The 21,711-nt window shown below is 63.0% G+C and carries 24 protein-coding genes; 7 read left to right on the forward strand and 17 right to left on the reverse strand.

What is annotated here, in order from left to right; translation table 11 throughout:
* Positions 1-50 precede the first annotated feature (50 nt).
* Together BM110_RS05605 and BM110_RS05610 are read left to right on the forward strand one after the other, a co-directional pair.
* Positions 51-866: an alpha/beta fold hydrolase gene (locus tag BM110_RS05605; RefSeq protein WP_093512678.1), complete on the forward strand. Its 816-nt coding sequence runs from the start codon at positions 51-53 to the stop codon at positions 864-866.
* A complete protein-coding gene (locus BM110_RS05610) occupies positions 856-1,998 on the forward strand; it encodes a PAS domain-containing sensor histidine kinase (RefSeq protein WP_093513165.1) in 1,143 nt (380 codons plus the stop codon). The genes BM110_RS05605 and BM110_RS05610 overlap by 11 nt, the downstream gene beginning before the upstream one ends.
* On the opposite strand, the gene dapF is transcribed toward BM110_RS05610, so the two are convergent.
* The gene (gene dapF / locus BM110_RS05615) at positions 1,986-2,789 is read right to left on the reverse strand and encodes a diaminopimelate epimerase (protein WP_093512679.1); all 804 of its coding nucleotides are present in this window, start codon (positions 2,787-2,789) and stop codon (positions 1,986-1,988) included. The two genes, BM110_RS05610 and dapF, sit on opposite strands and share 13 nt — an antisense overlap.
* A 73-nt stretch (positions 2,790-2,862) precedes the next feature.
* Between dapF and BM110_RS05620 the strand changes: the two genes are divergently transcribed.
* On the forward strand, positions 2,863-3,405 hold the full coding sequence (locus tag BM110_RS05620) for a P-loop nucleotide/nucleoside kinase family protein (protein ID WP_092245314.1): 543 nt from the start codon (positions 2,863-2,865) through the stop codon (positions 3,403-3,405).
* A gap of 135 nt (positions 3,406-3,540) precedes the next feature.
* Here the strand turns inward: BM110_RS05620 and BM110_RS05625 are convergent, their stop codons facing one another.
* Entirely contained in the window at positions 3,541-5,136 is a 1,596-nt protein-coding gene (locus tag BM110_RS05625; RefSeq protein ID WP_093123581.1) for a L,D-transpeptidase family protein, read from the reverse strand.
* 40 nt (positions 5,137-5,176) lie between these two features.
* Here BM110_RS05625 and BM110_RS05630 point away from each other — a divergent pair, with 40 nt between their 5' ends.
* Together BM110_RS05630 and BM110_RS05635 are read left to right on the forward strand one after the other, a co-directional pair.
* A complete protein-coding gene (locus BM110_RS05630; protein ID WP_071491735.1) occupies positions 5,177-5,890 on the forward strand; it encodes a murein L,D-transpeptidase catalytic domain family protein in 714 nt (237 codons plus the stop codon).
* 28 nt (positions 5,891-5,918) lie between these two features.
* The gene (locus BM110_RS05635; RefSeq protein ID WP_092245308.1) at positions 5,919-6,665 is read left to right on the forward strand and encodes a creatininase family protein; all 747 of its coding nucleotides are present in this window, start codon (positions 5,919-5,921) and stop codon (positions 6,663-6,665) included.
* Between the two features lie 131 nt (positions 6,666-6,796).
* On the opposite strand, the gene BM110_RS05640 is transcribed toward BM110_RS05635, so the two are convergent.
* Positions 6,797-7,138, reverse strand: a complete 342-nt coding sequence (locus BM110_RS05640; RefSeq protein WP_092245304.1) for a hypothetical protein — start codon at positions 7,136-7,138, stop codon at positions 6,797-6,799.
* Positions 7,139-7,172: 34 nt separating this feature from the next.
* Complete coding sequence (locus BM110_RS05645) at positions 7,173-7,817, reverse strand: ATPase (protein WP_093512682.1); 645 nt, start codon at positions 7,815-7,817, stop codon at positions 7,173-7,175.
* Between the two features lie 131 nt (positions 7,818-7,948).
* Between BM110_RS05645 and BM110_RS05650 the strand changes: the two genes are divergently transcribed.
* Positions 7,949-8,212 carry a hypothetical protein gene (locus BM110_RS05650; protein ID WP_071491739.1) on the forward strand — a complete coding sequence of 88 codons (264 nt, stop codon included), beginning with the start codon at positions 7,949-7,951 and terminating at the stop codon, positions 8,210-8,212.
* On the opposite strand, the gene BM110_RS05655 is transcribed toward BM110_RS05650, so the two are convergent.
* The 5 genes from BM110_RS05655 to BM110_RS05675 form a co-directional block, all read right to left on the reverse strand.
* Positions 8,189-9,022: an amidohydrolase family protein gene (locus BM110_RS05655; protein WP_093512684.1), complete on the reverse strand. Its 834-nt coding sequence runs from the start codon at positions 9,020-9,022 to the stop codon at positions 8,189-8,191. The two genes, BM110_RS05650 and BM110_RS05655, sit on opposite strands and share 24 nt — an antisense overlap.
* A gap of 27 nt (positions 9,023-9,049) precedes the next feature.
* Entirely contained in the window at positions 9,050-10,330 is a 1,281-nt protein-coding gene (locus BM110_RS05660) for an MFS transporter (protein ID WP_093512686.1), read from the reverse strand.
* A 98-nt stretch (positions 10,331-10,428) separates the two neighbouring features.
* Positions 10,429-11,160 (reverse strand): GntR family transcriptional regulator, encoded by a 732-nt coding sequence (locus tag BM110_RS05665; RefSeq protein ID WP_093512688.1) that lies wholly within the window; start codon positions 11,158-11,160, stop codon positions 10,429-10,431.
* 110 nt (positions 11,161-11,270) lie between these two features.
* Positions 11,271-11,888 (reverse strand): glutathione transferase, encoded by a 618-nt coding sequence (gene yfcF / locus BM110_RS05670; RefSeq protein ID WP_092245290.1) that lies wholly within the window; start codon positions 11,886-11,888, stop codon positions 11,271-11,273.
* 97 nt (positions 11,889-11,985) lie between these two features.
* Positions 11,986-12,522 carry a DUF924 family protein gene (locus BM110_RS05675; protein ID WP_092245287.1) on the reverse strand — a complete coding sequence of 179 codons (537 nt, stop codon included), beginning with the start codon at positions 12,520-12,522 and terminating at the stop codon, positions 11,986-11,988.
* A 93-nt stretch (positions 12,523-12,615) separates the two neighbouring features.
* Between BM110_RS05675 and BM110_RS05680 the strand changes: the two genes are divergently transcribed.
* Positions 12,616-13,770 (forward strand): acetyltransferase domain-containing protein, encoded by a 1,155-nt coding sequence (locus BM110_RS05680; protein WP_093512691.1) that lies wholly within the window; start codon positions 12,616-12,618, stop codon positions 13,768-13,770.
* A 39-nt stretch (positions 13,771-13,809) separates the two neighbouring features.
* Here the strand turns inward: BM110_RS05680 and BM110_RS05685 are convergent, their stop codons facing one another.
* The 8 genes from BM110_RS05685 to BM110_RS05720 all read right to left on the reverse strand — a co-directional run bounded on the left by BM110_RS05685 (position 13,810) and on the right by BM110_RS05720 (position 21,483).
* On the reverse strand, positions 13,810-14,418 hold the full coding sequence (locus BM110_RS05685) for a LysE family translocator (RefSeq protein ID WP_093512693.1): 609 nt from the start codon (positions 14,416-14,418) through the stop codon (positions 13,810-13,812).
* 249 nt (positions 14,419-14,667) lie between these two features.
* Complete coding sequence (locus BM110_RS05690) at positions 14,668-15,987, reverse strand: OprD family porin (RefSeq protein WP_093512695.1); 1,320 nt, start codon at positions 15,985-15,987, stop codon at positions 14,668-14,670.
* A 7-nt stretch (positions 15,988-15,994) separates the two neighbouring features.
* On the reverse strand, positions 15,995-16,828 hold the full coding sequence (locus tag BM110_RS05695) for a phosphodiesterase (protein ID WP_093512696.1): 834 nt from the start codon (positions 16,826-16,828) through the stop codon (positions 15,995-15,997).
* A 9-nt stretch (positions 16,829-16,837) separates the two neighbouring features.
* Positions 16,838-17,869, reverse strand: a complete 1,032-nt coding sequence (locus BM110_RS05700; RefSeq protein WP_093512698.1) for an ABC transporter ATP-binding protein — start codon at positions 17,867-17,869, stop codon at positions 16,838-16,840.
* Positions 17,866-18,660: an ABC transporter permease gene (locus tag BM110_RS05705; RefSeq protein WP_093512700.1), complete on the reverse strand. Its 795-nt coding sequence runs from the start codon at positions 18,658-18,660 to the stop codon at positions 17,866-17,868. Before BM110_RS05705 ends, BM110_RS05700 begins: the two co-directional genes overlap by 4 nt.
* Positions 18,657-19,475, reverse strand: a complete 819-nt coding sequence (locus BM110_RS05710; RefSeq protein WP_093512702.1) for an ABC transporter permease — start codon at positions 19,473-19,475, stop codon at positions 18,657-18,659. Before BM110_RS05710 ends, BM110_RS05705 begins: the two co-directional genes overlap by 4 nt.
* Positions 19,476-20,480 (reverse strand): ABC transporter substrate-binding protein, encoded by a 1,005-nt coding sequence (locus tag BM110_RS05715; RefSeq protein WP_071491753.1) that lies wholly within the window; start codon positions 20,478-20,480, stop codon positions 19,476-19,478.
* Positions 20,464-21,483, reverse strand: a complete 1,020-nt coding sequence (locus tag BM110_RS05720) for a LacI family DNA-binding transcriptional regulator (protein ID WP_093512704.1) — start codon at positions 21,481-21,483, stop codon at positions 20,464-20,466. The genes BM110_RS05715 and BM110_RS05720 overlap by 17 nt, the downstream gene beginning before the upstream one ends.
* Between the last annotated feature and the right edge of the window lie 228 nt (positions 21,484-21,711).

Genomic DNA, 21,711 nt, shown 5'->3' on the forward strand with positions numbered 1-21,711 from the left:
ACTATCTAAACTGCGCACATACATAGCAATACGCCATAACCGAGAAGCCGATGGATCTACGTCAGCGCAACAACGTCAATGTGATGGGCACCGGCGCGTCGACTTTGGTGTTCTCCCATGGTTTTGGCTGCAACCAGGCCATGTGGAACTACCTGGCACCGCATTTCCTCGAGCGTTTCCGTGTGGTCCTGTACGACCTCGTCGGCGCAGGCCTGTCGGACCTGAGCGCGTACGACAAAGACAAATACAGCACGCTGGACGGCTATGCCCTGGACCTCAATCAGATCATCGACGCCCATGCCGCAGGCCCGGTGATTCTGGTGGGTCACTCGGTCAGCGCGATGATCGGCACCCTCGCCGACCGCCAGGCACCGGGACGGATCGCCGCTCACGTGATGATCGGCCCGTCGCCGCGCTATATCGATGAAGACGGCTATATCGGCGGTTTCAAGCGTAGCGATATCGAAGACCTGCTCGACACCCTCGACAGCAACTACCTCGGCTGGTCCAGCGCCATGGCCCCGGTGATCATGGGCGCGCCTGATCAGCCCGCGCTGGGCGAAGAGCTGACCAAGAGTTTCTGCCGCACCGAGCCGGATATCGCCAAGCAATTCGCACGGGTGACGTTCATGTCGGACAACCGCCAGGATGTGATCGACCTGGCCACCCCGGTGCTGATCCTGCAATCGACCGACGACCTGATCGCACCGGTGGCTGTCGGCGAATACCTGCACAGCGTGTTGCCCAACAGCATCTATCACCTGGTGGATAACGTCGGCCATTGCCCGCACATGAGCACGCCCCAGGCTTGCGCGGTGGCCATGGACAGCTTCCTTGCGCCGTGGGCAACTGCACGTGCCAGCTGATCTATTCGATAGCGCCGCTTGCGCACTGGCCGTCACCTCGGAAGATGGCACCTTGGTGCAAACCAACGCACGCTTCAGCGAATGGCTGGGGTTCAGTGCCGCCGAGCTGTGCGGCAAGCGCTTCCAGGACCTGCTGACCATGGGCGGCCGGATTTTCCACCAGACCCACCTGGCGCCCATGTTGCGCATGCATGAGAGCATCACCGAAGTGAAGCTGGACATGCTGCACCGTGACGGCCACAAGATCACCGTGCTGCTCAACGGCAACAAGCGCGAGCAGGCAGACGCTACGGTGTACGACCTGGCTCTGTTCGGCACCACCGACCGCGACAAGTACGAACGCGAGCTGCTCAACGCACGCAACCTGGCCGAAGCCCTGCTGCAGGAAAAAACCGCCACCGAACTGGCCTTGCAGCAAGCCCAGGCCGAACTGCGCGAGGCCTATGCCATCGCCCAGCGCCGCGCACTGTTCGCCGAGCAGATGGTGGCGATTGTCAGCCATGACCTGAAAAACCCGCTCACCGCCATCCGCATGGCCTCCGACTTTCTCAGCCGCAGCGAACGCACGGCCAAGGAGCGCCAGTTGCTGGGGCACATCGGCCAGTCGTCCGAACGCGCCCAACGCATGATCGCCGACCTGCTGGACTTCACCCAGGCCCGGGTCGGCCAGGGCATCTCCATCAAGGCCCTGCCGTTGGACTTGCATGGCGTGATTCATCGCACCGTGGACGAACTGCGCGTGGCGTTTCCCAAGGCGACGTTGGAACATCACGCAGAAGGCCATGGCGACGCCTGCCTGGACGCCGACCGCGTGCAGCAGATCATCGGCAACCTGGTGGCCAACAGCGTGGCCTATGGCGACCTGCAACGGCCGATCCGGATTACCTCACGCCTGGGCGTTGGCGGCTGCGAAGTGGCGGTACACAACCACGGCGCGGCCATTCCCGAAGCGTTGCTGGCCGGGCTGTTCGAGCCCATGACCCGAGGTACCGACCAGGGCAGTGATGTGCGCAGCGTGGGCCTGGGCCTGTATATCGTGCGCGAGTTGGCCAAGGTGCACGGCGGGGATGTGGCGGTGAGTTCCTGCGCCACCGGCGGCACCACCTTCACCGTGACGTTTCAGAACACGTAGGCGCTGCCTTGCATCACCGGCTCGACACTGCCGGTCAGCACCACACCGCCCTCACCCGCCCAGTGCACGGTCACGATGCCGCCGTCGCACTCCACCTGCACCGTGGCATCCAGCAACCCGCGCCGGATCCCATTGACCACCGCGCCGCAGCAGCACGAGCCGGAGCCCAGCGGCACGCCGCCGCCACGCTCCCAGATGCGCAGGCGGATACGGCCACGGTCCAGCACCTGCACGAAATGCACATTGGTCTTGTCCGGGAACAACCGATGTTTTTCCAGTGCAGGGCCCACGGCGGCGACCTCGATCGTGGTGAGGTCATCCACGAAAAACGTACAGTGCGGATTGCCCATGCTGCACGCGGCCGGTTCGCCCTCGATAGGCAGAACAAGCGTATCCATGGCCCCGGCCAGCGGCACTGCATGCCAGTCCAGCGACGGCTCGCCCATGTTCACCGAGACTTGCCGCCCGGGGGCACGTACGCAGGTCAGCAGGCCCCGGTCGGTACGCAACAGCACCGAATCCGTAGCGGCCTCATGCATCAAGCGATCAGCCACGCCACGGGTCGCGCTGCCGCAGGTGGCCAGCGGCGTACCGTTGGGGTTCCAGAACTTGATGCGCGCGGCGGCGTCATCGCAGTCGAGTACCACGGCAAGCTGGTTGAAACCGATACCGGTGTGACGGTCGCCCAGGCGGCGGGCGATCTGCGCGGTGATGGGATCGTGCAAGCCACGGCGGTCGATGATGATGAAGTCATCGCCATGGGCGTGCATTTTCACGAACGGCAAAAGCATCGGTTGTCCTGTGGTCGACCTGTGGGGGAACTGAAGGATACTCTGAACCGGCCCACTCTTATGAGACCCACCTATGCTAATTGTCTTCAGTGGCCTGCCCGGCACCGGCAAAACCACGATTGCCCGCGAACTCGCACGCCAGACCGCGGCGGTTTACCTGCGTATCGACTTGATTGAACAGGCTATACGCGAGGCCGGTGTGCTGGCAGGGGACGTGGGTGCCAGCGGTTATGGCGTGGCGAATGCACTGGCGCTGAGCAGTCTGCAACTGGGCCACACCGTGGTGGCGGACTGCGTAAATCCGGTCAGGGAAAGCCGGCAAGCGTGGAAGGCCGTCGCTGCAGCAGCAAAGGTGGCATTACTGAATGTTCGGGTGATCTGCTCAGACCAGCAGGAACATCAACGACGGGTGGAAACCCGCACGGGGGATATTCCCGGCCTGGTTCCGCCCTCCTGGGCGTCTGTGTTGGCGCATGAGTATGAGGTTTGGGATGAAGTGCCCTTGACGCTCGATACCGCCTGCATGACACCGGAGCAAGCCGTGACAACAACGATGGCGAACCTCACCTCTGTGGCGAGCGGGCTTGCCCCGCGTTGGGGCGCGAAGCGGCCCTGAAACCAGGCAATGCGTTCTGACAGGGGAAATGCAGGAGCTTACCGGGGCTGCTGCGCAGCCCAACGCGGGGCAAGCCCGCTCGCCACAACAAGCCCGCTCGCCACAACAGGCCTGCTCGCCACGAGGTTGAGCCGCCTACAACACGCTGCCCATCGCCTTCATCAACACCAGGTCCCGCCCATAGATATCCGGCGCGTATACCAACCCGCCCTCACGGTTGACCTCAACCGTCCAGTAACTCAACAACACCGGCACCGGCGTGGCCAGCCTGAATTCGTGGGTCACGCCGGTGGCCAGCAGTTCATCGGTGCGCGCGCGTTCGGCCGGGCTCACCAGCAGATCGCGCAGGAGCAGCGGTTGCTCGACCCGCACACACCCCGAACTGAACGCCCGTGGCCCTTTGGTGAACAGCGGCTGGCTCGGCGTGTCGTGCAGGTACACCGAGTACGGGTTGGGAAAGCGCATCACGATCTTGCCCAGCGGGTTGCGCGGGCCAGCTTCCTGGCGCAGCAGGATATTGCCCGGGCGCGCCCAGTCGATCTGTTCCGGCGCCAGCGGGTGGCCTTCGGCATCGAGCACTTGCAGGTTCTGTTGGCGCAGGTATTCAGGGTTGAGGCGGATGGCCGGGAGTTTGTCCTCGCGCATGATGGTGGGCGGGATGGTCCACGTGGGGTTGAGGGTCAGCCGGGTAATACGCGATTTGAGCAATGGCGTCTGGCGCTCGGCGCGGCCCACTTGCAGGCGGGTCTGCCACACCGGGATGCCGCTCTGGTACACGCTCAATTGCGCAGCCGCGACGTTGACCAGCACGCCCTCGGGCTCCAGGTCCTGGGCCAGCCAGCGGAAGCGTTCGAGGTTGATGCGCAGTTGCTCGCGACGGATCGCCGGGCTGATATTGAGCTCGGCCACCGTACCGGCGCCGATCACGCCGTCGGCCTGCAACGAATGACTCAGCTGGAAGGCCTTGACCGCCTTGACCAACTCGTCACCGTACTGCCTGCCGCCGGGGGCCTTGGCCAGGTAACCTCCGCCGATCAGGCGCCGCGCCAGTTCCGGTACGCGCGGGTCGTCCATCCCGGGGCGCAACAGCGGGCCGTTGGCGACCGGGTCCCAATGCGGCAATGGCTGCTGGCGCACAGTGGCATAGGCATTGCGCAGGCTGCGGTAGAGGTCCGCGCTGGGGCGTGCCTGATCGAACGCCTGGGCCATGTCTTGCAGGCCGGTGGCGGCAAACGCCAGCACTTCAATATTGGGGTCGCGGGTCGGCGGCTGGGAATGCCACAGCGGCTCGAAGCGCGATTGCTGCAGGCGCCCGTAGTGCAAATCCTGCAGGGCTTGCAGGTAGTGCTGGCTGCTGGCGATGTCGCTGCACAGCACGTTGGCCGTGGCATCTGGCGCAGGCAGGCTATAGTGGGTGGGGTCCAGGCCGTCATCGGCAAGCATCAGCAACTGAGATTGCAGGGCTTGCCGGCGCTCGTCGGCGGACCACAGTGGCCCATTACCCTGCTGCTGGTAGAACGCTTGCAGACGCAGTTGGGCAGCCGCGTCAATCTGCGGCACCAGGCCGGGGCAGACGCTCGGCAATTGCGCCAAGGCCTGCTGCACGGGTGCCAGGTCGACCGGTGCGGGCGTGGTCACCGGCAACGGCTCGACCGGCAGCGCATCGGCTGTCGCGACCAATGGTGCAACGAGCAGGCAAATGCTCAAGTAACATGCGTGTTTTTTGAACAATTGACCTGGCTCCAATCCACAGCGGGGGGATACTTTGTAGATGCTGACTTTCATGCGCCGCCTCGGCTTGATGACCGTGACGTTGGCCACGCTGAGCAATTTCGCGCTCGCCGCCAATCAGACCTCGCCTAACTTGTATAGCAGCCTGGCGCGCTCGGCTCCAGAACTCAATCCCACTGTACTCAAAAGCGCCCTGAACGCGGTGCAGTGCGCAGTCAATAACGGCGAAGAGCGCTCCGAACGCCTGGCGGTCATTGACTACTCCCAGCCTTCCACCGCCCGTCGGCTGTGGATCTTCGATTTGCGCAAGAAGACCCTGGTACTGCGCGACCTGGTGGCCCACGGCGCCAAGTCCGGGGAAAACTTCGCCACCCAGTTTTCCAACCTGGAAGGCAGCCACCAGTCCAGCCTGGGTCTGTTCCGCACCCAGGAAAGCTACCTGGGCACCCACGGTTACTCGTTGCGCATGGACGGCCTGGAGCCGGGTTTCAACGATCAGGCCCGCGACCGCGCCATTGTGATCCACGCCGCCGACTACGTAAGCCCCCTGTGGAGCAAGCGTGAAGGTCGTATCGGTCGCAGCCAGGGTTGCCCGGCCGTGCGCCCGCAGGTAGCCCGCCAGGTAGTGGACAAGCTCAAGGATGGGCAGTTCATGTTTTCGTGGTACCCCGACCAGCGTTGGTTGAAGTCTTCGACCTACCTCAATTGCAAACCCCAACAGGTGGCGAGTAGTCGTACAATCCGTGGCGGATAGCCTGTCCCCATAGATAAGAGAGCGCCGCATGCTTCTACATAAGTCCACCTGGATCGAGATCGGGCAGTTTCTGGAACGCAGCCGCACGGTGGTGATTCCCATCGGCTCCAACGAACAGCACGGCCCCACCGGCCTGCTCGGCACCGACTGGATGTGCCCGGAAATCATCGCCCATGAGGCGCAAAAGAGCGCCGACATCCTGGTCGGCCCGACCTTCAATATCGGCATGGCCCAGCATCACCTGGGGTTTCCCGGCACCATTTCCCTGCGCCCGTCCACCTTTATCGCCGCGATTGGCGACTGGGTGCGTTCGCTGGCCGGGCATGGTTTCGAGAAGATTCTGTTTCTGAACGGCCATGGCGGCAATATCGCCACGATTGAAGCGGCGTTTTCCGAGCTGTACGCCGAAGCAAGCTTCGCCCGCCGCCCCGCCGGGTTTGCGTTGAAGCTGGTGAACTGGTGGGACCTGGAAGGCGTGACCGACCTGGCCCAGCGCCAGTTCCCGGTGGGCCATGGCAGCCATGCCACGCCGTCGGAGATTGCGGTGACCCAATGGGCCTACCCGGACGCGATCAAGACCGCCGACTACTCGCCGCAAATCGCCAACACCGGGCCGATCCGCGAAGCCCTGGACTTCCGCGCGCGCTTCCCGGATGGGCGCATGGGCTCGGACCCGGCGCTGGCGACGGTGGAAAAAGGTGGGGAATTGGTGGCGCTGGCCGCGCAGGGGTTGGTCAAGACAGTGAACAGCTTCAGCAACGAAGCCAAACCTTAAGCCCTACGCAAATCCAATTGTGGGAGGGGGCTTGCCCCCGATAGCAGTATGGCAGTCACAGATGTATTGACTGATCCACCGCTATCGGGGGCAAGCCCCCTCCCACATGTGGTTTTATGTATGGCCTGGGATTACTGGCAGTCCTTTGCCGCCAGCTCAAGCCGCGACGGCGTGATCGTCGACGCCAGCGGCTTGCGCTCATACAGGAACACCTTGCCGCCCTCCTGGGACTTGTAGGCTTCCAGCACGTCATCGGCGGCAATCTTGCTGGTCAGCACCACTTTGGCGTGACGCGAGTTCTGGGTGACGGTCGAGGTGATCCCGTGTTTTTCCAGCTTGGGCAGCACGCACTGCACATAGGCTTGCGGGCTCTTGCCGGTTTGCAGGGTCAGGCTCGGGGCGTTGGGGGCGGTTACACAACCAGCCAACAACAGGGAAGCAATGGCCAAGGCCGGGGCGAAAAAAGCGCGCATGAAAAATTCCTGACTATAAAAATGAAGGTTCACATCAACCAGCACGGACCAACGCTTTGAGCGACGCATCGAACTGCTTCAAGGCATCGAGTTGCACATCACGCTGCTGCTCGATCTGCGCGGCAATCTCCGGCGCGGCCTTGTCATGTACCCACACCGATGGCACCTGCTTGTGCACCGAGCCTTCGGCCTTGGCGATGTACTGCAGGTTCGCGTCGTAGAACCGCGCGATAAAGCGCGCCTCCACCACATCGTTACACTGGGTCAGCAGTTGGTTATGGGTATCGAGCATCACCACCACATCGGGGTGCGCCTGCACCAGGGCGTCCAGGTTGTCGTAGACCGTTACCGACAAAAAGGTGCCTTGCAGCGAGCTCATCAACCAATCGATGGCCAGTTCCGGGTCGGAACTGTTGACGAACGCCTGGCGGATACGTCCGTCGAGGGCATCCTTGGCGCCATTCAAGGCCATATCGTGGTAGCGTTCGAGGTAGCTGAGGTTGTCGCGGGTGTTGTCGCTCAACAACACACCCACTGACTGTGCGTGCTGCAGGGAGTCTACGCTACCGATGATAGGTAGCAAATGGCTGGTATGCAGATCATCGGCGATTGCCGCGTTGTTGATGACCACCGTGCCAAGCATCAGAGCCATCAAAGCCACCTGAATAAACGTCCTCATCGCGCATTTCCTTGAACAGCGTCTCGATGGGGCGATTTTCCGCTTTTCCTGCAAAAACAGAACTTGCGATGCTTGATGGTGACTATTATCTGAACCGATAGTGCTGACATAAAACCTATAAGGACAACGCCATGAAGCCCTACCAGAAAACCTTCGACCGCATCCGCGAAGCCGTACTACCGGAGTTCCGCGAACGGGTCGCCGATTACCTGGTCGACTATGAACACGTGCTGCAGGACGAGGCGGCGGACGCGGATCGGATCAGCGCCAGTGCCCAGCAACTGCGCGGCTACCTGCGCGGCCTGAACACCACGCGGGTACTGGGCATGGCCGACTGGGAGGAGCTGGACCGCCGTGTGAAAGAGGATTGGCTACGGGTGGTCGAAGCCGAATAACGCGCGAGGCGTATCGATCAGCAAGGCCTGCGCGACCGGCGCCGACCAGCCGAGGGCCTGGCGTTGCTCGATCACCGTGGGGTAGTCGACTGACGTTTCATGCTGGGTGTGCGGCCAGTCACTGCCCCACACCAAGCGGTGCAGACCAAAACTCTGCTGCAGCACCGGCATGGCCTGGCGGGCTAACTCAAGGTTCTGCGCCGGGCTGCCGCCCAGGCGATAGATCCCCGAGACTTTCAACCACAACTGACCGCTGAGGCCCAAGTCCAGCAACTCGGCAAAATCGCGCTGGGCGACGCCGAGTCGTGCATCCGGCCGGCCAAAATGGTCGACCACCAGCTTGATCCCGAACGGCAGCAACTGGCGCACCAATTGCGACAGGTCGGCTACCTCGCGGTGCAATTCCACATGCCAGCCCAGGGCGACAAGGTGCTCGAAAAAAACCTTCCAGCCGGGCTCGGCAAAGTCCGGCAGCGCCCGGCCCACCAGGTTCAAGCGCACGCCAACCACGCCTGCGCGGGCCATCGCCTGTAAAGCGTCGTGCGGGATATCCCGCTTCAGCACCACCACGCCGCGCAACTGATCCGGGGCTTGCTGCAAAGCGGCCAACAGATAGCCGTTGTCGGTGCCCAGGAAACTGGGCTGTACCAGCACACCGTGGCTCAGGCCATTGGCGTGCAAGTGGCCGAGGTAGTCCGCCAGCGTGGCGTCGTAGCCTGGGGTGTAGCGACGCTCACCGGCCAGGGTCAGCGCCTGGCTGAATACATGGGCGTGGGCGTCGATGCCGGTGATGGAACGGTTATCAAGCATGGGGTCGTCTTTCAAAAGTAAAAAGGATCAGGCCTGGGCGCGCTGGCCGGTCACGACGCGCTCGGCGGGTGCCGCTTCCAGCACACGGCCACGGGTTTCCGGCAGGCACAGCGCGGCGATCACCGCGACGCCGTAGGCGATCCCGGCATCGATGCCGATGGCCGAGCCGAGGGACATCGAGTCGCTCATATGCCCCACCAGGAAGGGAAACACCGCCGACAGCACGCGCCCGAAGTTGTAGCAAAAGCCCACGCCGGCGCCGCGCACATCCGCCGGGTACAACTCGTTGAACAACGCCCCCAGGCTGGCCGGGATACCGGCGGCGAAAAAGCCCAGCGGGAAGCCAAGGAACAGCATCTGCGTATTGCTCAGCGGCAGGAACACATAGGCCTGCACGGTGATCACGCAGCACAGCGCAAACAGCACGATGTTCTTGCGGCGACCAATGCGGTCGATCAGCCAACCACTGGCGATGCAGCCACACCAGAAGGCAAAGATGATCACCGCCAGGTAGCCGCCCGAGTTGAGTACCGACAGGTTGCGCTCGGTCTTGAGAAAGGTCGGCAGCCAGGTCATCACCGCATGGTAACCACCGTGGGCACCCAGGCCCAGCAGGCCGCCGAACAGCGTGACGCGGATCAGCTCAGGGCGAAAGATGCCCGCCAGCGACTTGAAGAAACTCTGGGGAATCGCCTGTTCCTTTTGCAGGCGCTGAAAGCTGTCGGGTTCTTCAACGTTACGCCGCACCCAGATAATCAGGAACGACGGCAGCAGGCCCACCACGAACATCACCCGCCAGGCCATGTCCTGGGGCACAAACGAATAGATCAGCGCAAACACCCCGACCGCCACGCCCCAGCCCACGGCCCAGGCGCTCTGCACGGTGCCCATCACGTTGCCGCGATATTTCGGGTTGATGGTCTCGGCCATCAACACCGCGCCCGCCGCCCATTCACCACCGATGCCGAAGCCTTGCAGCGCCTTGACGATCAGCAGTTGGTGGAAGCCAGTGACGAACGCCGACAAAAACGTGAAGAACGAGAACCACAGGATCATCCACTGCAACGTGCGCACCCGGCCGTAGCGGTCGGACAAGGTACCGCCGACCCAACCGCCGATGGCCGAGGTCACCAGCGTGACGCCGCTGATCAGCCCCGCATCGCCCTTGCTCAAGGCGAAGGCCGCGATGAGTGCCGGGATCGCCAGGCCGAACATCTGCACTTCCAATGCATCCAGGGACCAGCCGCCGAAGCAGGCCCAGAACGTTTTGCGCTCCCGAGGAGTGACTTGGCGATACCAACTGAACATGATTTTTATCCTTATAGGTCAAACGCGAGGCAGCCGGGCGCGAACCGCGCCACAGCCGGGCCAGTGTTGGGCAAACAGTTAACGGTGCGGATGTGCGGTCAGCGAATGTCCACGCGGTAGCGGAAGTGTTTGGCATGCCCACGGGAGCGTCGCCACTCCAGGGGCTGGCCGGCGTAGTCGCGGGCCAGGCGCTCGATCACCACCACCGGGCTGTTGACCGGTACTTGCAGCAAGCGCGCATACACCGCGTTGACCGATTCGGCCGTGAGGGTTTCCTCGGCCGAGGCCACCACCTGCCCGCAGACACTCTCATACACCGGATACAGCAACGGGCCTTGCGCGGCCAGGTCGATGTCGAGCAGCGCCTGGAAGCGTGCGCGCGGCAGCCAGATTTCTTCGGCGAGCAGCGGCTGCACGTTAAACAGACGGGTCCGGACGATGCGGATCACTTGGGCTTCGGGGGCCAGGCCCAGCGCCTCGCTGACCGCCGACGGCGCGGCCACGGACTCGACCGTGAGGATGCGGCTTTGCGGCACCTGACGCTCGCCCGACGGGCCTTGAAAACGGAAAAAGCGAAACAGCGACGACTGGAATTGCGGACGGCGCACAAAGGTGCCACGGCCCTGCTGACGCTCCAGAATGCCCTCGCTGACCAGAGCATCCACGGCCTTGCGCACGGTACCGGTCGACAGCGCGTACTCGGCGGACAACACCGCTTCGGTGGGAATCGCTTCGCCGGGGCGCCAGCGATTGTTGGCGATCTGCTCGATCAGCTGGTCGCGCAAGCGTTGGTAAAGCGGCAGGCGGGCATCACTGGACAGCGTATTCATGGGGTCACATTCACTTTGTTATTTAGTCATATATATGAATATGACCAGAGTATTCTTCCGCCGGGTGATGCCTGTCAAGCGCCTCACCGCAGACGGAAGATGAATGGTGGTTACTGCGCCGGGCGTTGTTGCTGCACCCACGCCTGCACGGAAGGCCGCTGCCACTGGCGTCGGGCGTATGCCACCAACTCGGCAGGCACGCTGTCACCGTTGAGGATCAAGCGATTGAGCATCACCGCCAGGTCCACATCAGCGATGCACCACTCACCGAACAAGTACGGCGGATTACCCGCCAACAGCGTCTGGGCCGCACTGATCAACTTCGTTGCCGCCGCTTGAGCCACAGGCGACAGTGCGGGCATCTTCTGCCCATAGAACACCACCATCGTCGAGCGCTCCTGACGGATCGGCAGCAAATCGCTGCGCAGCCATGCCTGGACCTGCCGCGCCCTCGCCCGCTGTTTTGGATCGGCCGGATACACCGGCACTTCAGGGTAGGCTTGCTCCAGGTACTCGGTGATCGCCGACGACTCCGACAAGGCAAAGTCGCCCTCCAGCAAGGTCGGTACGCGTTGGGTCAGGGACAGTTGGGCAAAGTCGGCCGCGTGCTGCTGCGCGGCATCCAGGTCCAGGGTAACCGTGTCGAACGCCAGGCCTTTTTCGCGCAGGGTCACGAACACCGACATGGCGTAGGGGCTGGTGTACAGATGATCCACATACAGGCGCATAACGATTCTCCTTGAGGGGGAACACCACGCTACGAGATGCGCCACAAGAAAGACAATGCGCTGTTTTTATGGGGGCATTCCTGGGTGGAATACCGGGTTAACCGGCAAATCCGCCCTCGTCCAGAAAGGCACGTTCCTCATCCGTGGTCTCACGCGCCAACACCTCGTTTCGATGGGGAAAACGCCCGAATTGCTCGATGATGCGCGCGTGCTCCTTGGCCCAATGGTAGGTGTTGGCATCCAGTTGCCGGTTCAGGTCCAGGGAGCGCTGTTGATCGGCCGGGTCTTCCGAATGCTCGAACGGCAGGTAGCAGAACGCACGCAATGCCGGTTCGACCTGCCGGTCCAGCCCGGCGTCCACCATGCGCCGCGCATACAGCCGCGCCAACGGGTCGGTGGCGAACATATGGGCGGTGCCACGGTAGGCATTGCGCGGGTACTGGTCGAGCAGGATCAGCAACGCCAGGGCACCGTGCGCCGAGTCCAGCCAGCTTTCCAGCTCACGCCGGGCGGCTTGCAGATGCGCGCTGTGGAAAGTGTCGCGGAAGCTGGCGTCGAAAGCAGCGTCCTTGGCAAACCAGCGCTTGGGGCCGGCGTGTTGCCAGAAGTCGATGACATCCTGCGGCGTCGTCATGGTGAGTACCTGGAAAAATGATTTAGCTGACGGTATCAGAATCCAATGTTATAGGATAACGCTCCCTTGCCACCTTGCCCTGTGATCACGCCCATGACCGACGCTGTTCCCCTGCGCCAACGCTTGCTTTCCATCGACGCCCTGCGCGGCCTGGTGATCCTGTTCATGCTCCTCGACCATGTGCGCGAAACCTTCCTGCTGCACCGCCAGGTCAGCGACCCGATGGCCATCGACAGCACCGAGCCCGCACTGTTTGCCAGCCGCACCCTCGCCCACCTGTGCGCGCCGGTGTTTGTGTTGCTCACCGGGCTGTCGGCCTGGCTCTACGGCCAGAAGTACCAGGGCCGTCGCGATGTGTCGGCGTTCCTGTTCAAGCGTGGGCTGTTCCTGGTGGTGCTGGAGTTCACCCTGGTCAACTTTGCCTGGACCTTCCAGTTGCCGCCCAGCGTGATCTACCTGCAGGTGATCTGGGCTATCGGCGTGAGCATGCTCGCCCTGGCGGCACTGGTGTGGTTGCCGCGCCCGCTGCTGGTCGTGTTGGCGCTGCTGATCATTGGCGGGCATAACCTGCTGGATGGGCTGCACTTCGAGGCCGGTTCGGCACTGCATATTCCGTGGACAATCCTGCATGAGCGCAGTTGGATCGAAGTGGGCGAGTCGCTGCGCCTGCGCGTCACTTATCCGGTGCTACCGTGGATCGGCGTGATCGCCCTGGGCTACAGCCTCGGCCCCTGGTTTGCCAAAGACATGCAGCCGGCGCAGCGCCAGCGTTATCTGTGGCTGGGCGGTGCAAGTGCATTGATAGGGTTCGTGGTAGTGCGAGCGGTCAATGGGTATGGCGAAAAACCATGGCAAGCCTATGACAACGGCGTGCAAACCCTGATGAGCTTTTTCAACATCACCAAGTACCCGCCTTCGCTGCTGTTTCTGGCGCTGACGCTGGGGATTGGGCTACTGCTGTTGCTGGCGTTCGAGAAGGCGGGAAGCAAGCGCTGGATCAGCATGCTCGCCACCTTCGGTGCAGCGCCTATGTTCTTCTATCTGCTGCACCTGTACGTGCTGAAAATCCTCTACGTCACGTGTGTGGCACTGTTTGGCCTGAATCACGGCAACTACTTCGGCTTCGACGGCATGGGCGCCATTTGGCTGGTGGCGTTGCTGCTGCCGCTGGCGCTGTACGCGCCGGTACATTGGTTCGCCGGGCTCAAGGCCCGGCGCCGCGACCTGGTCTGGCTCAAGTACCTGTAGAAACTCGATCTATGCGTGAGTCGAGGTGACAAGATCCATTCATGTTGCGACCAGATGCGCATAAAACGCGTGAAACATGAAATACGCACACACCGCCAGCGCCAGCCCCATGCACCGGTTGAACACGGTGAACGCCGACGTCCCGTTGATCCGCCGCCCCAGCACCGCCCCCAGCAGCGCATAGACCCACGGCGCGCCGAACGCCCCGAAGGCCAGGACCGCCGAGACCACGGCAATGGACGCCCCGGTGATATGCGCCGCCGGCAGCATCACACTGGTGATCGGCAACACGGCCATGATGCCCTTGGGGTTGAGCAACTGGATCACCAGGCCATTCCAGAACGTAAGGGTTCTGACGGGTGCCGATGAGGCGCTTTCATCCACCACCGTGCGTGCGGTGAACACTTGATAGGCCAGGTACAGCGTGTACACACCGCCGACCAACGAGATATACGGCAACGCGGCCTGGGAGATGATCGCCTCGCCGGTGTAGCCGAACAGTACGAACAGCAGCAGCATCGCGCAGCCCACGCCAATGAAGAATCCAGTGGAGCGGCGGAACTGACCGGTGAGCCCGGCGTTGAGGCCCATGAAATTCACGGGACCGGGGCTGTACATGACGCTGAAGGCGTAGAGGAAGATGTCCATGGAAACCCTGCAGTAGAAGAAGTCGAGCGAGTCTACTGAGGAGGGTCGGGGCGTATCTTGTACGTTTGTGGTCGGCCCGTACCTATCCATTACCCACACTTGAATCACAAAAACACTCACATGAGCACGCTGAACTGCTGCCTGGCACGACCGATGGCGAACCCCTGCGTTTTATCGACTGGTGGCCAGGGGCTTGACGTGGTGAGCGGGCTTGCCCCTCACCACAGGTTGGTGCTTTCCTCAAACCGCTTACATCAACGGAATCGAATAACTCACGAACACCCGATTCTGATCCTGGTCCCGCGCCACTTCACTGCGCGACACACCGTTGCGCCAGCCGAACCCGACGTTCTTGAACGTGCCGCTCTGCACCACGTAATCCAGTGAGATATCGCGCTCCCACTCGCTGGCATCGTTGCCGCTGGCAGTGAGAATGTGCTCGCCCTTCAAGTACATCACCGACGCCTTCAGGCCCGGCACGCCAAGCGAGGCGAAGTCATAGGCGTATTGGGCAAAGGCCGTGCGTTCGCCGGCCTGGATGAAGGTCTGCACGGTACGGTCGGTGTAGAGGTACAGGCTGGAACCGCCCTCCCCTTTGTTGACCAGGCCGCCCTGGTTGAGTTGAGCGAAGTTGCTGTCATCCGAGACTTGCTGGTAACCGGCGGTAACCGCGTGCGGGCCCAGGGAGTAGATGAACGCTGCGCTCCAGGTGTTGTTGTCGATTTCACCCGTGCCGTTTTTGGTATAGCCGCCGAGCTTGTAGCCTTCGGCACGGCCGGCGACGCTGCTGTTCTTGCCGTCGGAGCTGGTCTTGAAGTAGCGCAGGTCGGTTTTCAATGAGCCGTAGTCGCCCAGCGGCAATACATGGATCAAACCGGCGAAGTGCTGTTGGTAATAGTCTTCAAGGTTGGCGTAGTAGTACTGGACCAGCAGGTCCTTGGTCACCTGGTAATCGGCACCGGCGTAGTTGAATTTATTGCTTTCCTGGGTGCCACCGGCCGCCGCCAGGCCGCTGCGGTCGCTGGAACCACGGCCGGTGGCGTGCTGCAGTTGGCCGCCGATCAGGGTCAGGTTGTCGATGTCCTTGCTGGTGATCTGCCCACCTTCGAACGACTGCGGCAACAGGCGCCCGTCGTTGCTCACCAGGATCGGCAGGTTCGGGCGCAGGTAGCCGTAGCGCAGTTCGCTCTTGGCGAAACGCGCCTTCGCCGTCGCGCCGCCACGGGCCCAGGTGTCGGCGGCCTTGCCGTCATCGGTGGGGATCATCGAACTGCCCACATGACGACCGGCGCCACTGTCGAGGGTGACGCCGAGCATGCCCACGGCATCCAGGCCGAAGCCGACAGTGCCGTCGGTAAAGCCCGACTGGTAGTTGAGGATAAATGCCTGGCCCCACTCTTCGGTCTTCGACGGTGCGGCGGCGCCGTCACGGTTGTCGTTGTTGAAGTAGAAGTTGCGCAGGCTCAAGTTGGCTTTGCTGTCACTCAGAAAATCAGCCGAGGCCAGGGGGCTCAGGGCAATGCCCAGGCCGCCGGTCAATACGCTTAACACATGCAAAGTGGCTTTCATCACAACCTCAGTCAATTAATCCATGGGCGTCATAGAACGGATACGGCCCCGGGTACTCCCCGAACACGCCGTTGTGGCTGATCAAACCCTGCTGCACGTCCCAGCGATGCAACAGATAGCCCGCCGGCTCCAGGTTGAAATGCGCGGGCGCCGCTTCTTGCAAATCCAGCACGATCTGGTGGGAGGTGCCGGGGCACACACAACTCAGGCTGCCACCGAAACGCCGCTGCATCGGCCGGTGCAGATGGCCGCACAGCAAGCGCTCCACTTGCGGATGGCGGGCAACGACTTGCTCCAGGGCGCCGGCATTGATGAAGGGTTCGCGGTCCATGTGGCCGATGCCAGTGATGAACGGCGGGTGATGCAGGATCAGCAGCGTCGGTGCATCCGGGCGCAACCCCAGTTGCTCGTCCAGCCAGTGCAATTGGTTATCGAGCAACTGGCCGCCGTGGCCGCCAGGAATGGTCGAGTCAAGGCCGATCAGGCGCAGTGGATGGTCGTCGACCACCCAGTCCAGCGGGCCCTCGGCCGACAACGGCAGATACGCGTGATCACGAAATGCTTCCAGTAACGGCCCACGGCTGTCGTGATTGCCCGGCACCAGGTAGCACGGCATGTGCAGGCGCGCGAGTTCGGGGTGCAGCACGGCGTATTCATCGGCGCGGCCGAAGTCCACCAGGTCACCGCTGATGATCACGATATCGGGCCGTGGGTGGCTGGCGTTCAAGTGGTCGACGGCGCGGCGCAGGGCGCCTAACGTATCGACAACCCCGTAAGTGAGACGCTGGCCGGCTTTAAGGTGCAGGTCGCTGATCTGCGCGACGAGAAACGGACGATTCACGATAGAGTCTCAAGCATTCAGGGTGAACAACATGTGCGGCGCGATCGCCAGGGCAATCGGTGCGCCGACGGCGTACAGCTGGTTGTCGCTGCTGTCGACCAGCAGCGGTTGCGGGCCGCCCACATCCACCAGCAGGCGGCTTTGCGCGCCTTGGAAGAACTGCGCCAGCAGGTGGCCGTGCAAGTGCCCTTCGCTCTCCATCACCCTCAGGTGTTCGGGGCGGCAATAGACGGTGCTGGGCAGGTTGACGTCATGCCACGGCAACTCGCCGCCACAGACTTTCAAACCATGGGCCGATGGCTCGAGCACGGCAAAGGCATTGAGGTTGCCGACAAAGCCCGCGACGAAGGCATTGGCCGGTTTCTGGTAGATGTCACGCGGACTGGCCAATTGCGCGACACGTCCATGCTCCATCACCAGGATGCGGTCGCCCAGGGCCATGGCTTCGCCCTGGTCGTGGGTGACGAACACCGAGGTGATGCCCAGACCGCGCAGCAACTCATTCAGCTCGCTGCGCAGGCGTTCGCGCAGTTGCGCATCCAGGGCGGCCAGCGGTTCGTCCAGCAGCAACACTTTCGGGCGCGGCGCCAACGCACGCGCCAAGGCCACGCGCTGGCGCTGGCCGCCGGAGAGCTCATGGATGCTGCGTTTGCCGTGGTGCTGCAAGCCCACCAGTTCCAGCAACTCGTCGCAGCGCTGGTTACGCTCCACCACCGACATACCGCGAATCTTCAAGCCATAAACGATATTCCCGGCCACATCCAGGTTGGGAAACAGCGCGTAATTCTGGAACACCATGCCCACATCGCGGCGTTCGATGGGCAGGCGCGTCACGTCCTGGTCGCCGAACCACACCTGGCCCACATCCGGGCGTTCGAGGCCGGCGATCAGGCGCAAGGTGGTGGTTTTGCCACAGCCGGACGGACCGAGAATGGCCAGGGTTTCGCCGCCTTCGACGGTCAGGTTCAAGTCATGCACGGCCACAGTGCCGTCGGCGAACGCCTTGCGACAGCCTTGCAGGCGGATAGTGATAGCGGTCATCGACGCTCTCCACGGGACAAACGGGCACTGATGGCCTGCAGCGCAATCAACAGCGGCACGATCATCAGCAAAAAGATAAGGGTGTAGGCGCTGGCGATTTCCAGGCGCGCCGAGGCGTAGCTGTCGGCCAGGCCCACGGGCAAGGTCTTGGTCATCGGCGTGTGGAGCATCCAGGTCAGGTTGAATTCACCCAGGGACAAGGTGACGACCATCAGCACACCGGCCAGGATCCCGGCCCGGCAGTTGGGCACCACCACGCTGAAAAAGCGCTTGATCGGACCGGCCCCCAGGCTGGCCGCCGCTTCTTCCAGCACCGGCAGTTGCTGGCGCTGCATCACCGCCATCACCGGGCGTACCAGGAACGGCAGGGTGAACAGCACATGGCCGACCAGGATGAACAGCCAACTGCTGCGAAAACTGCCGAATTGGCCGTAGGTCAACAGCAAGGCCAACGCACTGGCCAACCCCGGCATGGCCACCGGCAGCACCATCAATTCTTCAAAGGCGCGGCTGAAGCGGTTGTTCATGCGCACCAAGGCGTAGGCCGCCGGCACGCCAATCACGCAGACGCACACCGCGCAGGCCAGCGCCAGTTGCAGCGACAACCACACGGTGGGCGAATATGCCTGCCACACCTGCATCAGCCAATCGAAGGTCAAGCCACTGGACAGACCGACGAAGAAATTGCGGGTCAGCCCGGCCAGCAGCGACATCAGCACCGGCACCAGCATGAAGGCGCACACCATCAGGGTGAACAGCAGTTGCAACACAAACAGTGATGAGCGCTTCACAGCACAGTCCCCGAATTTTTCACCAGCCGTCGCGTGAGCAGCAGCACGGCCCAGGTCACCGCGCCAAGCACCACCGACAGTGCGGCCGCCACGGCGAAGTTGGCGTAGTTGGTGAACACGTTGTAGATGGCCACCGGGGTGACGTTCAGACGCGTGCCCAAGGTAAAGGCGGTGCCGAAGGCGCCCATGGAGGTGGCGAAACAGATCGCCCCGCAGGAGGCCAGCGCCGGCGCCAGGCCTGGCACGATCACATCGCACACTACTCGCCAATGCCCGGCGCCCAGGGAATGGGCGGCTTCTTCCAGGCTGCGGTCGAGGCTCTCGCATGCCGCCATTACCGTGAGGATCACCCGTGGGATCGAGAAATACAGGTAGCCCACGAACAGCCCCGCCAGCGAGTAGGCGAAGATCCAGCGCTCACCGGCCAATTTCAGGCCCAGTGAGGCGAGCAGGCCTTGACGGCCAGCCAGCAGAATCACCAGGAAGCCCACCACCACACCGGGAAACGCCAGGGGAAACGTGAGCAATGCCACCAGCGCCGAACGCCCGAAAAACTGCTGCCGGGCGAGGAACACCCCGCTGATGCCGCCGATCAGCAGCGCCACCAGTGTCACCACCACCGCCAGCAGCAGGGTTTGCCCAAGGCTGCCCAGGTACTGCGCACTGCTGAGCACCTGCCAGTAGCCGCTGCCATGGCTGTCGCGGCTCTCGGCGCCGAGCACCATCAGGTGCGCCAGCGGCAGCAGCCAGAACGCGAGCAGCACCGCAAAGGCCGGGGCCAGCGCCCAGGCTGCGTGTCTTGCCGATGCGGCCACTTACTTGACCTCGTTCAGGTAACGGGCGGCGAAGGCTTCCTGCACAGCGGCCATTTTTTCGTAGTCCACCACACCGGCACGGGCGTAGTCGCTGTCGGGCAGGAACTGTGCGGCCACCTCCGCCGGCATCTTCATCGGCCGTACCGGGCGCAGGTAGGCTTTGGCCCAGAGCGCCTGGCCTTCGTCCGACAGCACGAAGTCGAGGACCTTTTCTGCGTTGGCGCGGTGCGGCGCGTTGGCCACCAGGCTCATCACGTAGGGCACGCTGATGCTGCCTTCCTGGGGAATCACGAAGGCGACGTTGGCCTTGTCTTTGTAGCGCGCGCGATAGGCGTTGAAGTCGTAGTCCACCAGGATCGGCAACTCGCCGGACAGCACCCGCGCATAGGCGGTCTGCTTGGGCACGATGGGCGCGTTTTTCGCCAGTTTCTGGAAGTAGTCGATGGCCGGCGCGAAATTGTCCAGGTCGCCGCCCATGGCGCGGTTGATCGCCACCGCCGACACGTAGCCGACGAAGGCACTGGACGGGTCGAGGTAACCGACCATGCCTTTGTATTCAGGCTTGAGCAGGTCGGCCCAGCTTTGCGGCACCGGCAGACCACCGAGCGCATCGACGTTGACCATGATGCCCAAGGTGCCGGAGTGGATCGCAAACCAATGGCCGGCCGGGTCTTTCAGCCCGGCAGGAATCTGGTCCCAGGCCTTGGGTTTGTAGGTGCCGACCACCTCGGCTTTTTGCGCCTGCAGGCCGAAGGTCACGCCGTAGTAAACGACGTCGGCCACCGGTGCGGCTTTCTCTGCCACCAACTGCGCCAGGGATTGGCCGGAGTTCTTGTTGTCCAAGGGCACTTGCACGCCGGTGCTGGCGGCGATGGCCTTGAGCTGGGTGGCCCAGTCGGCCCAGTCCGGCGGGCAGTTGTAGCAGATCGCGGTTTCGGCGGCCTGGGCCAGGCTGGCCACACCGCACAGCAGCACGGCTGCCAGGGTTTTACGGAATGCGCGCATCAGGGGTTTCCTCGTGGGGTTGAGTGCTTTCGCCCGGCCGGATATGGCAAGGCAGGCAATGGGACGTCGGGGCATGGCCGGCGATCTGCGCCAGCAGTTGGTCAATCACGGTGCTGGCCAGCAGCGCAATCGGCTGCACCACGCTGCACAGGGTCGGGTGCATCTGGGTGCCGAGGCTGATGCCATCGAAGCCCATCACCGACAGTTGCCCGGGCACGTTCCAGGCGTTGCGGCGCAGTTCGGCGATCAGGCTGATGGCCAGGAAGTCGTTGGAGCACACCAGTGCGGTGGGTGCATCCTCGCCTTGGAGGAATGGCGCGATGGCGGCGAATTCCGCCTGGGTGTGTGCCGGCATTTCGATGACCGCACGCGCTGGCAAGCCGCATTCGCGCATCGCCTCGCAATACCCGGCGTACCGCAGGCGCGCACGGTCCGACTGCAAGGCGGGACCGGCGACCATGCTGATGCGGCGGTGCCCCGCTTGCAGCAAATAACGCGTGGCCAAGGCCATGCCCGCGCGGTTGTCCACCGACACAGCGCTGTAGCTGGGGTTGCTGGGTTGGTGGTAGGCCAGCACAAACGGGGTTTTCTCTGTATTCAGGCTGCTGAGCACGACGTTGCTTTCAGCATCCGTGACCGTCAGCACCAGGCCGTCCACGCGCTGGCGCAACAACTCTTCCACCACAATGCTTTCGCGCTCGCTGTTGTAGTCGGTAGTCGCCAACAGCAGGCTGTAGCCGCGTGCACGTGCCGCGCGCTCCATGGCCTGGAACTGTTCGGCGAACACCGGGTTGAGCAGGTTGGGCACCACCACGCCGATCAACCGGGTGGTTTGCAGGCGCAATTGGCGGCCCAGCAGATTGGGCCGGAACCCCAACTCACGGGCGGCGGCGAACACCTGCTCACGGGTGGTCGGGCGCACCTGGTCGGGGGAGGCAAAAGTGCGGGCGGCGGTGGCGCGGGATACTCCGGCCAGCCGCGCGACGTCTTTCAGGTCAGTCATTGTCACTCGCTTGAGATCGATCTCATTGGCGAGGACAGTAACGGCGGAATGTGGCAATTCGGCAGTAGGGTGATGACAGTTTGATGTCGGTGGACCCGATATACAGGGGCCAAACTGTGGGAGGGGGCTTGCCCCCGATGGCAGTGGGTCAGTACTGGATTGGGTGGCTGACACACTGCTATCGGGGGCAAGCCCCCTCCCACATTGGACCGGTGCCCATCCATAGGG

This window comes from Pseudomonas sp. NFPP28 (assembly GCF_900115535.1).
Taxonomy (GTDB): domain Bacteria; phylum Pseudomonadota; class Gammaproteobacteria; order Pseudomonadales; family Pseudomonadaceae; genus Aquipseudomonas; species Aquipseudomonas extremorientalis.